The organism is Streptomyces huasconensis (assembly GCF_021028635.1).
Classification (GTDB): Bacteria; Actinomycetota; Actinomycetes; order Streptomycetales; family Streptomycetaceae; genus Streptomyces; species Streptomyces huasconensis.
This window is the reverse complement of the sequence record NZ_CP086119.1, coordinates 7,647,882-7,660,844: the sequence shown is the minus strand read 5'-3', so window position 1 is coordinate 7,660,844 and position 12,963 is coordinate 7,647,882. Positions and strand designations below refer to the sequence as shown.

General features: G+C 70.0%; 12 protein-coding genes. 4 read left to right on the top strand and 8 right to left on the bottom strand.

Translation table 11 applies throughout. The annotated features are described in order from the left end of the window. Positions 1-299: 299 nt before the first annotated feature. The 3 genes from J2N69_RS34185 to htpG all read right to left on the bottom strand — a co-directional run bounded on the left by J2N69_RS34185 (position 300) and on the right by htpG (position 5,994). On the bottom strand, positions 300-1,667 hold the full coding sequence (locus tag J2N69_RS34185) for a serine hydrolase domain-containing protein (RefSeq protein ID WP_230904187.1): 1,368 nt from the start codon (positions 1,665-1,667) through the stop codon (positions 300-302). A 100-nt stretch (positions 1,668-1,767) separates the two neighbouring features. After that, positions 1,768-2,976: a cytochrome P450 gene (locus J2N69_RS34180; protein WP_230904186.1), complete on the bottom strand. Its 1,209-nt coding sequence runs from the start codon at positions 2,974-2,976 to the stop codon at positions 1,768-1,770. Positions 2,977-4,128: 1,152 nt separating this feature from the next. Continuing rightward, a complete protein-coding gene (gene htpG, locus J2N69_RS34175; RefSeq protein ID WP_230904185.1) occupies positions 4,129-5,994 on the bottom strand; it encodes a molecular chaperone HtpG in 1,866 nt (621 codons plus the stop codon). 57 nt (positions 5,995-6,051) lie between these two features. Between htpG and J2N69_RS34170 the strand changes: the two genes are divergently transcribed. Further along, positions 6,052-6,204 (top strand): hypothetical protein, encoded by a 153-nt coding sequence (locus tag J2N69_RS34170; protein ID WP_230904184.1) that lies wholly within the window; start codon positions 6,052-6,054, stop codon positions 6,202-6,204. A 63-nt stretch (positions 6,205-6,267) separates the two neighbouring features. Here J2N69_RS34170 and J2N69_RS34165 read toward each other — a convergent pair whose 3' ends face one another. Further along, a complete protein-coding gene (locus J2N69_RS34165; RefSeq protein WP_230904183.1) occupies positions 6,268-6,672 on the bottom strand; it encodes a hypothetical protein in 405 nt (134 codons plus the stop codon). Positions 6,673-7,087: 415 nt separating this feature from the next. Between J2N69_RS34165 and J2N69_RS34160 the strand changes: the two genes are divergently transcribed. Beyond that, positions 7,088-7,783 carry a hypothetical protein gene (locus J2N69_RS34160; protein ID WP_230904182.1) on the top strand — a complete coding sequence of 232 codons (696 nt, stop codon included), beginning with the start codon at positions 7,088-7,090 and terminating at the stop codon, positions 7,781-7,783. 47 nt (positions 7,784-7,830) lie between these two features. On the opposite strand, the gene J2N69_RS34155 is transcribed toward J2N69_RS34160, so the two are convergent. Both J2N69_RS34155 and J2N69_RS34150 read right to left on the bottom strand, forming a co-directional pair. Then, positions 7,831-8,688 (bottom strand): glycoside hydrolase family 16 protein, encoded by an 858-nt coding sequence (locus J2N69_RS34155; RefSeq protein ID WP_230904181.1) that lies wholly within the window; start codon positions 8,686-8,688, stop codon positions 7,831-7,833. A gap of 38 nt (positions 8,689-8,726) precedes the next feature. Next, entirely contained in the window at positions 8,727-9,317 is a 591-nt protein-coding gene (locus tag J2N69_RS34150; RefSeq protein WP_230904180.1) for a 3-dehydroquinate synthase family protein, read from the bottom strand. Positions 9,318-9,470: 153 nt separating this feature from the next. On the opposite strand from J2N69_RS34150, the gene J2N69_RS34145 reads away from it, so the two are divergent. Both J2N69_RS34145 and J2N69_RS34140 read left to right on the top strand, forming a co-directional pair. Continuing rightward, on the top strand, positions 9,471-10,955 hold the full coding sequence (locus J2N69_RS34145; RefSeq protein ID WP_230904179.1) for a PP2C family protein-serine/threonine phosphatase: 1,485 nt from the start codon (positions 9,471-9,473) through the stop codon (positions 10,953-10,955). After that, positions 10,955-11,341 carry an STAS domain-containing protein gene (locus J2N69_RS34140; RefSeq protein ID WP_230904178.1) on the top strand — a complete coding sequence of 129 codons (387 nt, stop codon included), beginning with the start codon at positions 10,955-10,957 and terminating at the stop codon, positions 11,339-11,341. The genes J2N69_RS34145 and J2N69_RS34140 overlap by 1 nt, the downstream gene beginning before the upstream one ends. 166 nt (positions 11,342-11,507) lie before the next feature. On the opposite strand, the gene J2N69_RS34135 is transcribed toward J2N69_RS34140, so the two are convergent. Together J2N69_RS34135 and J2N69_RS34130 are read right to left on the bottom strand one after the other, a co-directional pair. Beyond that, a complete protein-coding gene (locus J2N69_RS34135; RefSeq protein WP_408056852.1) occupies positions 11,508-11,687 on the bottom strand; it encodes a hypothetical protein in 180 nt (59 codons plus the stop codon). A gap of 49 nt (positions 11,688-11,736) precedes the next feature. Further along, entirely contained in the window at positions 11,737-12,660 is a 924-nt protein-coding gene (locus J2N69_RS34130) for a DUF6777 domain-containing protein (RefSeq protein ID WP_408056851.1), read from the bottom strand. Positions 12,661-12,963: the final 303 nt, after the last annotated feature.

Here is a 12,963-nt window from a genome sequence, read left to right as displayed (position 1 = left end):
CGGGGGGGTGGCGCGGTGGCCGACGGGTGCGGCCGGTGACGGAACCGCGGCGCCGACGAACGACGCGCCGACCTCGGCGGTGGACCACCCCGTCGGGCGGGCCCGGAACCGGCACGGCTCGCGGACCGGCACGCCACGAAGTCGGGCACGGCACGGCCGGCCGACCACCCGGCGAGCGGAACCACCGGAGCCGACCGCTGCTCGGCGGGCCGGTGTGCCGGTGCCACACGGCAAGGCGACTACGCGCACCGCCCCCGAGGGGACCGGAACCGGGACCAGAAGTGCTCGGTGGCCGAGGCTTAGCCGTCGTCGGCGCGGCGCGCGGTGCGCCCGGATATCTGTACCCGGTCGATCGTGCCGGTGGCCGGATCGCGGTGGAAGCGGCCACCGGGTTCGACACGCCCGGTGGCCGGATCGCGCAGATCGCAGGAGAGGTCGGCGTAGCAGACCAGCGGCAGGGGCAGGTCCCCGTCGACGGACAGGGCAGGCGTACCGTCCGGTCCGGGTGCGACGCGGTAGGTCGTGGCGCCGTTGCGGTAGGTGCCCGCGCAGTCGGGCAGGCCGATGGGGAGGCCCCGGTCCGCGGTGAGCACGTCGGCGGCGAGCGCGTCGGCCGGTATTCGGACGCCGGTGAGCGGGGCCAGGTCCTCGGCGAGGTCGCGCCAGAGAGCGGTGGCGCCTCCGGCGTTGCCCGTGAAGGCCACCACGACTCCGCTCTCCGGGTCGGCCCGCAGGTGGCAGGAGGTGCCCTGGGCGTTGCCGTCGTGGCCGCACCACACCCGGCCGTCCCGCTGGTACAGGGCGAGTCCGGCGCCCCAGCCGTCGGCGAGCGTCCCCGGGTCGGCGGCGGTCTCGGCCCGGCGCATCTCCTTGGCGACGGCGGGCGGCAGCAGGTCCGAGCGGCCGGTCAGCGCGTTGCCGAACGCGACCAGGTCCAGGGCGCTCGCGAGCAGCGCGCCGGCCGGTGCCTCCAGCGGTGCCAGGTTCTGCCGGGCGGCGACGGCCTGCCCGGTGGCCGTGTTGACGGCGTGCCCTGCGGCCACCGGACGCACGGGCGCGGCATCGGCGACGAACGCGGGCAGCACACCGAGGGGTTCGAGGAGCAGCGTCCGCACGGCTTCCGGCCACGGCATGCCGGTGACCGTCTCCACCAGCCGTCCGGCGGCGATGTAACCGGCGTTGGAGTAGGAGAAGTCGGCCCCGGGCGTGAACAGCAGGTCGCGGGCGGTGCAGACGGCCGTCAGATAGCGCGCGGGGGTGGTCGCGGCGGCGGTGTCGGAGTCGGGACCCGTGGGCAGTCCCCCGGTGTGGCTGAGCAGTTGACGGACCGTCACCTGCGGCGTGTCGGCCAGTTCGGCCAGATACTCGGCCACCGGCTCGTCGAGGTCGAGGTCGCCGTCGTCGGCCAGGAGCATGACGAGCGCGGCGGTGAAGGGCTTGGTCAGCGACCCCAGCGGAACCGCGGTGTCCGCGGCGAAAGGACGGCCGGTGGTGACATCGGCTGTCCCGGTGTGCACGGCGACGACTTCGCTGCCGGTGTACAGGGCCAGTTGGGCGCCGGGCACCCGGTGGGTCCGGGCCAGGTCATCGAGACGGTCTTGCAGCTCGCGGGGAGATAAGGACGGTGCCCTGAAGGCGACCGGAGCGGCGGGGACGGTGTAGGGCATGAGAAGGGAACTCCCGTTGGATGGGTCTCATGTGCGGGGTACCGGTCGGCCCCGGGGACGAGCGGTGCGGGCCGGCCGGCGGCGCGTCGTGCGCCGGGGGTTATGGTCTGCCGACCTCTACCGGCAGATGTCGTACGCCGATGAGGACGGCCGGGTTCTGGTGGACGATGTCTTCGCGGGAGGGGATCACCAGCATGCGGAATCGTTCATGCAACATGTGAAGAGCGATCCGCGCTTCCAGCCGGGCCAGCGGCGCGCCGAAACAGAAGTGGATGCCGTGCCCGAAGGTCAGGTGGGGATTGGGGCTCCGGGTCACATCGAAGACGTCGGGCGCGGTGAACCGGGCGGGGTCCCGGTTGGCGGCGCCGAGATGGGCCATCAGCATGGTGTCGGCGGGGATCTCGTGCCCGCCGAGGACCACGGGCCGGGTGACCCTGCGGCCCAGTTCGGGGAAGGGCGGCAGCCAGCGCAGCACCTCCTCGACGGCGGCCGGGATGCGCGCGGGATCGGAGCGCAGCGCGGCATCCGTGCCGGGGTGCGCGTCGAACGTGACGATCGCGTTCCCCAGCAGCGCGGTCGTGGTGATGTGCCCGGCCACAAGCAGCAGGGCCACGAAGCCGACCATCTCCTGGTCCCGCAGGCGCACCCCGTCCACTTCGGCGGCGATGAGTCTGCTGGTGAGATCGTCACCGGGGTCGGCGCGGCGGGCGCGGATGTGCTCCAGCATGTAGCCGTTCATCTGGCGCACGGTGGGGGCGATGGCTTCCAGCGCCCGCTCCAGGTCGGCCATGTCGGGCGCGTCGCCGAGCTGGTCGCCGCCGAACAGGACGCTCGCCCACTCCTGGAAGAGCCGGTGCTCTTCCGCGGGGATGCCGAGCAGTTCGGCGATCACGATGATCGGCAACGGATAGGCCAGCGCGTCGACCAGGTCGAACCGGTCGCGGTCGGCCACGGCGTCGAGGAGCCGGGCGCAGACGGCCTCGATGCGGGGCTCAAGGCCTTGTACGACGCGTGGCGTGAACGCCTGGCTCACCAGAGTGCGGAGCTTCCGGTGTTCCGGCGGGTCCATGCCGACGAAGTTGCCCTGGGTGAAGGTCTCGAAGTCGGACTGGGTGGGCGCCAGGGTGGAGAGCTCCGAGGAGTACGTCGCCGGGTCGGCGAGCACGGCGGAGACGGTCTCGTGATCAAGCACCTGCCAGACGCGCTGGGTCTCGTCGTACCGCACCGGCCCGTTCTCGCGTAAGCGCCGCCAGCGGTCGGGTAACTCCTCCAAGAGGGGTCGCTCGCCCGTCGGTTGCTTGCTGATCACCTTGTCTCCCTTGCTAGCGGCTGGCGCGTGCGGGCACGGTGGGGTCACGCGCACAGGGGTGTGGTGGACCGGGCCGGCCAGGACGGCCCCGGGCGCGGCCGTGCCACTGTTCACCTGAACCTGGGCCTGGACTCGCACCTGGACGTGAACAAGAACAGCAGGTGCCCCGCGGAATCGTCGTAGGGCGGGACGGTCAATCGGCGTCAGCCCGGCACCGGGGCGGGCTCCCGGCCGTCAACACATGCGGTGCTGATTGCCGAGGCGGCTGCAGGGCCGGCCACGGCCCCGCAGTCGGCCCAGTCGTGCGGCGCGCCAACCCGACATAACCCATCCCCCTCGGCGATACTCCCCGCGCACCGGGTGCGCGGACCCCTCCCAGCTCCTGGCCGGACAGACAGCGGACCACCGGTCCCGGCCGTTCGAAACGGGTTTGAGAGTACGCAATCGCAGCGCGTCCCGTGCCACGAATGGCATGATGCGCCCCCCGGAACACCTTCGTTTCGATGGAACTCGGCCACAGTCTTCACGGCGAGTCACGTGCAAGCAACCCCCTGAGGTTGAACGGAGAGTGCCTCTTCGGTGCTTTTACGTCACCACTCAGCCACTTCGTTCAGCCGACCACGCGGTCAAATCGACCGCCCGATGTGGCACCGCGTCGTGTGCCCAGCCATCGCTTCGGCAAACCGAACTGTGCGGAAAGGAACGCGACCGAAGGGCAAACCGCCACGCCGAAAGCCGCCACACCACACCACCTGTACGCGCCACCGCGCCGTCGGCACATCGGCCGAGATCTGCCCTGAGCTGGGGTAATGATTCAGCCAGCGGCCGCGTGCGGGCCCGCGCGGAGAACGGCGGCTCGCCACGCGGTGGAGAGATCCTCCCCACGGCCGCCGCGCTCCGGTCGGCCACGCGTCACCGCCGTACCACTCACCCGTTTGATAATCGAACGGAGGACCGCCGCCTTCGCAACGCACAGTTTCAGCCAATTGGCGTACGCCCGCGTAATAGGCCAACAAGCCGATGAGCCCACGCGTCACGCGTGCCCTCACACGATTGCCGCGGACACCTCCGTATCCGCGGCAATCATCGTCACACTGCATCAGACGTCGAACCGAGGGCCGCGCAGCTCACGGCCCACAGCTCATGCCCGGCTCAGACCGTTTTGCTGAGGCGGTCGGCCAGCAGGGCGGCGAAGCGTGCCGGGTCGGCCAGATCGCCGCCTTCGGCGAGCAGCGCGGTGCCGTACAGCAGTTCGGCCGTCTCGCTCAGCCCCGGGTCGTCGGGCCGCTTGTCATGCGCTGCCTTGACCGCGCTGACCAGCGGGTGCTTCGGGTTCAGTTCAAGGATGCGCTTGACCGACGGCAGGTCCTGGCCCATCGCCTTGTACATCTTCTCCAGGGCCGGCGTCAGACCATCGGTGTCGCTGACCAGGCACGCCGGTGAGCTGGTGAGCCGGGTCGTCAGGCGCACCTCCTTGACGTCGTCGAGCGTCTCGTTGAGCCAGGCCAGCACCGCTTCGTACTCCCCCGCCTCCTCCGCCGACGGCTCCTCCTCGGAGGACAGGTCCACCTCACCGCGGGTGATGGACTGGAACTCCGTGCCGTCGTAGTCACGGACGGCCTCGACCCAGATCTCGTCCACCGCATCGGTGAGCAGCAGAACCTCGTACCCCTTGGCCCGGAACGCCTCCATGTGCGGGGAGTTCTCGACCTGGGCGCGGCTCTCGCCGGTCATGAAGTAGATCTTGTCCTGGCCCTCCGGCATCCGGGCGACGTAATCGGCCAGAGTGGTGGGCTCCTCGCCGGCGGTGGAGGCGAAGGAGGCGATGTCGAGAATCGCCTTGTGGTCCTCCGCCCGGTCGAGGAGTCCCTCCTTGACGGCGGGCCCGAACTCGCGCCAGAAGGTGCGGTACTTCTCGGCGTCCTTGCTCATCAGCTCCTTGATGGACGCGAGGATCTTCTTCGCCAGGCGGCGGCGGATGAGCTGGATGTGCCGGTCCTGCTGGAGGATCTCGCGGGAGATGTTCAGCGACAGGTCGGCGGCGTCCACCACGCCCTTGACGAAGCGCAGGTGGTCGGGCAGGAGTTCGCGGCTGTCGTCCAGGATGAACACCCGCTTGACGTACAGCTGGAGACCGTGGCGGGCGTCCCGCTGGTAGAGGTCGCGCGGGGCCCGCGACGGCAGGAACAGCAGGGCCTCGTACTCGAAAGTGCCCTCGGCCCGCATCTGGATGATGTCGAGCGGGTCCGTCCAGTCATGGCTGATGTGCCGGTAGAACTCGTGGTACTCCTCCTCGCTCACCTCGGAGCGCGGGCGGGCCCAGAGCGCCTTCATCGAGTTGAGGGTGGTCTCCCCCATCCGGACGGGGAACGAGATGAAGTCCGAGTACCGCTTGACGATCTCCCGGATCTTGCCTTCGTCGGTGTAGTCGTAGAGCGCGTCCTCCTCGTCGGCGGGCCGCAGGTGCACGCGGACCGACGTGCCCTCGGGCGCGTCCTCGACGGTCTCGATCGTGTACGTGCCGTCGCCGTCCGACTCCCAGCGCACGCCCGTCGGCTCACCGGCCTTGCGGGTGAGCAGGGTGACCTTGTCGGCGACCATGAACACGGAGTAGAAGCCGACGCCGAACTGCCCGATCAGCTCGGCCGATTCCCCGTTCTCCTTGTTGTCCTTGGTCTCCTTGTTCCCCCTGTTCTCCTTGAGCCGGCGCAGTGTCTCGGCCGTGCCGGACCTGGCGATGGTGCCGATCAGCCCCACGACCTCGTCACGCGTCATGCCGATGCCGTTGTCCCGCACGGTCAGCGTGCGGGCCTCCTTGTCGGCCTCGATCTCGATGTGCGGGTCGTCCGTCTTGAGGCTGTCGTCCTTCAGGCCGGCCAGGCGCCGCTTGTCCAGGGCATCAGAGGCGTTGGAGATGAGTTCGCGCAGGAAGATGTCCTTGTTCGAATAGATCGAATGGACCATCAGCTCCAGCAGCTGCCGCGCCTCGGCCTGAAACTCCAGCGTCTCGGTACTCATGACTTCCCTTCTGGTCGGTTGGTCTGTGCGACGCCAACATTTTCCGTCACCATTTTCATGGCTCCGGGAGGGGCGTACGCCGCAGGGGGTGGGACCACCGACCGGACGCCTGCGAGGATCGTCATGGGCAAGGAGGAGATCGAGCTCATACGCCGCGAGCGAGAGCCCGCGAAGGCGTTCCAGATCCCCGACCTGGACCTCTTCGTGTGACTGGGCCGCCGGCCAGCTGGGGCTGACCGGCGGCGCCACCGGCGGGTGTGAGCTGCTGGCTGCTCAGTGGAGGCGGGTCCAGGGCTTGTTGCAGATCAGCTTGTTGCCCGGGCTGACGCAAGAGGTCTCGTACACCTTGCCATCAGTGGTGATGGCCTTCACCCAGACGCTGTTTCCCTGCTCGCTGAGGGTGATGTCGCAGGCGCCCGCGGGGTAGCCCTTGTTGTCGGACAGCTCCTGCCACCTGATGGTCTTCGCCTTCTTGTCCCAGGCGCCGGCGTAGGCGTGGCCGTCGGAGAGTGCGACGGTGTGCTCCTCGTTCTTGTTGGGGGCGAAGGAGTCGATGGCGTGGCAGTGCGGACCGCCGTGGCCCGGGTCGGCAGCGGCTTGCGCCGGTGCGGTGAGGGCGGCCAGAGCCAAGACCATGGGGGCCGCGATGCTGAGGGTGCGGCGTACGTCGGCAGTCATTGTTCCTCTTTGCTGATCGGGGTTCGACCCGGAACCGTCACGGGCTTCCCTCACTCATCGGCGGCCCGGGACACCCACTGAAGACGGCTGACGTGGTCCTGCTGCACCCGGGTGAGACGAGCCACCCGATCGCAGAGGTCGCAGACCGGCCCTCGGTTGCCCGCCCCGGCGGGCGGATCGCCACACCATGCCTCGAGTTCCCCGACGAGCCTCCTCGGATTCGGCACACGTTTCGGCGTGGAAGTCGTTCACCGGCCTTTGACCACCGGACGCACCGCAGCACATTCGAGCACTCGAATACCGAACACCTGTCGGCTTTACGCTTTCCGCCCGGGGGTGTTAAGTGATCGGCACAACCGACGCGGCACACCTTTCGCACTGCAGAATGCCGCGTTTCTGCTACCCGGGGGGGAGCATGGGGTCACCGAAGCCTGCGACGATCATTGTGGTCGTCATCGCGACGGTCGTAGCCGCCATCAGCGGCAGTCTGCTGTCGGACCGCATCGCGCCTTACGTTCCCGGCGGATACATCACGTTGGGAATCCTGCTCTCCATCACCGTCATCGCAACGCTCTCTGTCCTCCTGTTGGGAGGTAACGACTCTCCCGAGAACCTGAGTGTGATCAGGCGCAGGCTGTCCGACACCCTCGGGGTCATCATCGCGCTTTCCGTTATCGCGGGAGCCTTCTGGGCGTGCGTCCACTACGCACCCGACTGGGCACGGGCAGTCTTCGCCAAGGACACGCCGCCGCTCAACGGAGAGTGGTCCGGAAAAATGCGCCAGACAGGACACGACAAGAGCATCGAAGCGACCCTGGAACTCGACACCACGTCGAGCGGCGAACTCGACGGCACGTTGACCTACGGATCAAAGTGCGCGTGGGCACTCAAGGCAGACGTGCTTTTTCCGGAGTCCGCGAAAGAAGAAGAAAACGTCACCGCGAACAAGGAAAGGGGGCCCTGGCAGTGCCCGGAGGAGCTTTTCGTCGACCTCAGTCTCGACCGCGGCCACCGAATCAGCGTCAAGGGTTCGGGGCGGGCGTATCAACTTGGACGCCAGTACGAACAGGAGTTGGCCGGAGTACTGAAGCCGTCCGAGGCTCGTGACTGAACACCGTGAGCAGGGGGCGATCGTCCGTCACGTCCTCCCGGCGTCGCCTATGCCTTGCCCTCACCGTAGAAGCGTACGTAGTCGACCGTCATCCTCGCGGGCGCCGGTGTGGAGGCGTCGGGAGGGCCTGGCCAGTCGCCTCCGACGGCGACGTTGAGCAGGAGGTGCATGTCCTGCTCGAAGACCCAGTCGCGCTTCGCGGGCAGTTGCGACGGAGTCAGGGTGAAGTACGGCTCGCCGTCCACGGACCAGGTGATGCGGTGCGGCCGCTTGTCGACGGCGTAGGTGTGGAACGCCCGTGAGGCGTCTGCCGGAAGCGTGGCGGAGCCGCCCCTCCCCTTCTCGTTGTAGTAGGTCGGGCCGTGCGCGGTGCCGTACACCGTCCGCGGTTCACCGCCGACCACCTCGCAGATGTCGATCTCGCCCTGTCCGGGCCACTCGACTCCGTTGTCCCCCAGCATCCAGATCGCCGGCAGCAGGCCTGTCCCTGTGGGTATCTTGGCGCGGACCTCCACGCGTCCGCGGGTGAGCGCGACCTTGCCCTCCGTCGTCAGACGGGCCGAGGTCCATGGACAGTGCTTCCGTGTGTGACACGGCAGCTTCGACCCGGCAGGGGACGGCCGCGCCGAGATCACGAGGTGCCCCGAGCCGTCGAGAGCGGAGTTGGCCGCGTCATCGGTGTAGTACTGCAACTCGTTGTTGCCCCACCCCTCGGCGTCCCGGTTCCCGATCTCGGTGTTCCAGAACTTCTCCGAGGGCCGGACAGCCGCGGCCCCGTCGAACTCGGCCCGCCAGAACGGCTTGTGCCCGGTCGAGGGGGCGTCCCCGTCGACCGGGGCGGAGCCGCAACCGGACAGCAGCCCGCCCAGCGCCAACAGGAGGGCCATACGGGTACGTCGGTTCATCGCGCTGCTCCTGAAAGATCGTGCGTACGGCATGAACCTTACGAAACGGCGGTGCGAGGGCAGCGGCCCGCCAGTGCGGCGGCCCGGACCCCGTGTAACGCCTCTGCGTACGAACGGGTGAGACACGCACGGGACGTCATATGAGTCGTGCGTGACGGGTTCTGGCAGGGGAGCCGGCCCGGCGAGTTCATCCACTCGCAGAGAAGGTCGCTATCGGGCGCGCAATCCTTCCAACTCCCGTGGTCGCACGTCCGGTCGGTGAGAACTCCTCGGGCCCACGCGCAGGGTGCCGGGCGCACAGTCGACACCGCGCGTGTGTCCCGGTCGGCACCACGGTGCTGGCGGCGGCGGGGCGCGTCCAGCCGGAGGCGGCCGTACGCGCCTCGGACCGGGGCGCAGGACGTCGTCAAAGGCCGCCTGAGCGATGCGTTCCGGCATGGTGGTGAGCGTGGCGGTGCCGCGGCGCCGGTGAGCAGCTCCCAGACGCGGGCCGCGTAGACCATGCCCAGGGCGACGGCCTCGCCGTGGCGCAGGGTGAAGCCGCTCGTGGTCTCGATGGCCCGGCCGGCGGCGTGGCCGTAGTTGAGGTGCCGACGTGGACCGCTGCCGGGACGGCCGACGCCCACCATGCCGGAGGAAGGTGACTGCCGTCACTCCGGAGCGCAGATGTCCCCTGCCACCCCGTCCGGCTCGTGCCGGCAATTGGCGTTCGGACAGATGTTCTGCCTACGGTGCGTCGGTCCTGCTGCTCGAGGCAGCCCGTTCGACGGAGAGGAAAGCCGATGACCGCACAGGCTTCGGCGGCCGAACCGGCACCCGGGCGGAGCCCCGAGCTGGCCATCGACCCGGATGTGGAGACGGCCCGTCTCACGGCGGTACGCCGCTACGACATCCTCGACACACCGCCCGACGGCGCCTTCGACCGGGTCGCGGCGCTGGCCGCCCGTCTCTTCGGCGCCCCGGTGGCCACCGTCACCATCGTCGACAGCCACCGCATCTGGTTCAAGGCGGCCCACGGTCTCGACGGCGTCAAGGAAATCGGCCGCGACCCAGGACTGTGCGGCTCGGCGATCTTGCGCGACGACGCACTGGTGATACCCGACACCCTGCGCGACCCGGTCGCCGCGGACAACCCGCTGGTCACCGGGGAAATGGGGGTGCGCTTCTACGCGGCCGCACCCATCACCACCCCCGACGGCCACCGACTGGGCACCGTCAACGTCCTCGACACCCGGCCACGCTCCATCACCCAGGACGACATCGCCACCCTGTACGACCTGGCCGCGATCGTCATGGACGAGATGGAACTGCGGCTGTCGGCACTGCGGGCCCTGCGCGACGAGCAGGAGCGGCGGGCCCAGGAGAGCTGGCACGCCGAAATCGAGCGAGCGCGCGCCGAGGCGGAACGTGCGGCGCGGGAGCAGGCGGAGAAGGACAAGGCCGCCATCGCGGCGTTCGCCTCCACGCTCCAGCGCACGCTGCTGCCTCCGGCGCTTCCCGTGGTCCCCGGACTGGAGCTGGGCTGCCACTACCGCACCGCCTCCGTTCACGACGTCGGCGGTGACTTCTACGACGTCTTCCCCATCGACCAGGGCCGGTGGGCGTTCTTCCTGGGCGACGTGTGCGGCAAGGGACCCGAAGCGGCGACCGTCACCGCACTGGCCCGCCACACCCTGCGCGCGGCGGCCCAGATCGACCCGGACCCGGTCTCAGTCCTGAGCACGCTCAACACCGTCCTGCTCAGCGATGTCGCCGCCGGGAGCCGCTTTTGCACCGCCCTCTTCGGACTCCTCACACCCCAGCAGGACGGCGGCTTCACCGTGACCGTCGCCACCGGCGGCCACCCACCGGCCTACCACGTGCGCCCCGACGACAGCGGCTCCGTATGGGTCAAGACGGTACGCCCCAAGGGCGGCATGCTCATCGGCGCCTTCCCCGAGGCCCACTTCGCCCAGAGCACCTTCCCGCTGTCCCCCGGAGAGGGCCTGTTCCTCTACACCGACGGGCTCACCGAAGCCCGTACCGCCCAGGGAACCATGCTCGGTGAAGACGGTCTGACCGGCTTCCTCCACCAGCGCACCCGCCCGCTGACCGCCACCGCCCTGGTCGAGGACACCGTCACACTCCTGAACGCGCTGCCCGAGGGAGTCGGTGACGACGTGGCCCTGCTGACCCTGTCCGTACCCGACCCCGCGACCGCACCCGAGAGCGGTGTCGCGACCACCGCCCACACCACCGCCACGCCCGAACACTTCGGCCAGGAGTGATGACCGACGTGCCCCACACCCTCCACCTGACCGCCCGATACCCCCATGAGCACCTCATCGTCGTGACGGTCGTCGGGAACATCGACCTACAGACCGCCCCCGCGCTGCGCGCCCGTACCGCGGAGATCATGCGGCAAGAGCCCTGTCACGTGGTCCTGGACCTGGCGCAGGTCGGCTTCTGTGACTCCTCCGGTCTCAGCGCGCTCATCGGAACCTGGCACGCAGCCCAGGCCGCGGGCGGCTCACTCGGCCTCGCCGACGTACCCGACCGCCTGATGCGCATGCTCGCCGTCACCGGCATCGACTCATTCCTGACCGTCCACACGACGGCTGCCGACGCGGTCACCGCCATCCCGGCCAGCCGGCCCGCCCCCCTCAAGAGCTAGATACGGCCGATGCGGCCGCCGACGGCACTGCGCGTCATCGTGTTCATCACTTCGCCGTTCCCGGAGGGAAACGTGCACGGAGTGCGTGCGCACAGATCGCGCCTACGTATAGCTGCGGTGTTGCTTCCGGCGCCGTATCCCTCAGGAGCTGACGCTGGTGTCGCCTTCAGGCCCAGACGTCGGCCGCGCCGCAACCGCCGATCGCCGCGAGGAACAACTCGACCGGCGTGAAGTCGGCACCCCCGCCGGTGCCGAAAGTCAGCGTGGTCCCCCGGGCGTTGGTCGCGGTGAACCGGCCGGGGCCTGCCCGCTCGATGGTGACGGAACGCAGCGCATTGTCAGTCATGCCAGGAGAGTACTGTCCCGCCGTCGTCGGCCCGGCGGCATCCGCTCGCTCACGGGCTCCCGTCCACCTCGGGGGACGACGGCGGCGGTGCGGGCTCGGACGCGGGCGATTCTTCCTCGACCGAGGAGGGCGGCAGGACCGACGAGGGCGGGCACGAGTTTGCCGGGGGCGCCCCGGGGGACCGCGCGTCGCACGGCGGCGTACTGGCCGTCGAGGTCGACTCGTCGGGGGACGGGGTGTCCGGCTGGAGTGAGGGAGGCCTGGTCGCCGGAGGCTTCGTCTTCTTGTCGCCGGTGCCCGTGTCGCCCTTGTCCCGGGTGAACCAGTCTCCGCTGTCCGGGTCGTACACGACGAACCGGTGCACGACCTGGGTGGCGGGCGCCACGACCACCACGTTCGAGGGCCGGTACCCGGGCCACGCGTCGCCCGTCTGCCGCGGTGTGCTCTTCTGTGCGACGGGCGGCAGCAGCGGGTTGCCGCAGGCGCAGCGCACCCGCGGCACGCCGTGGTCGTCGACCAGTACCGCGCTGCCGGACTGCAGCACGGCCTGGTAGCCGGTGGCACGGCCGTCGCGGTAGCCGTGGTTGGTCACGCGGGTGTCCAGCCGCAGGTGCACGGGCGTGAGCGAGCGCAGGTAGCGGGGGACGCCAGACGGCTCGATGTCGAGGACGGAGGCGAACGCCTTGTTCTTCGCCGGGTCCTTCTGGAGCGCGCCGACCTGCTTCTCCACGTCGCAGCTGCCGACCTTCCGCGTCCCGCCGTAGAGACCGGGCGCCCCGCCGTCGACGCCGCGCGTCACGTTGGCCGAGGCGGACGAGCTGGGCAGCTCGCTCGGGGAGGGTGGCGTGGAGCCCTCGCGGGCCGTCGACTCGGTGAAGGGGTCGGGCCCCGACTTGCCCGCGGGCTGGAGGAGGACCTCGCCGCCCGACTCCGACGAGCCCTCGGGGCGGGTGAGGACGACGGCCAGGATCACCGCGGCCACCACCGCGGCGGAGATCGCCGCGACGCGGGGCGCCGACTTCCACCACGGGCGACCTCCTCCGCGACCGCCCCCGCCCGAGCCGTCGGACCCGCCGCCGCGGCCCCCGCCACCGGCCGGACCGCTCGGCGGGCCGCCGCTCGACGGGCCCGAGGGCCGCGCACCACCCGGAGGCGGCGTCGAGCCGGTGGGGCTCGCGCCCGCCTGGGTCTCGCCCGGCCCCGAGGGGCCTGGCCGCGAAGGACCCGAGAGCGGACCCGAAGGGGGCCCTGTGGGGCGTCCTGACGACGGCGGTTC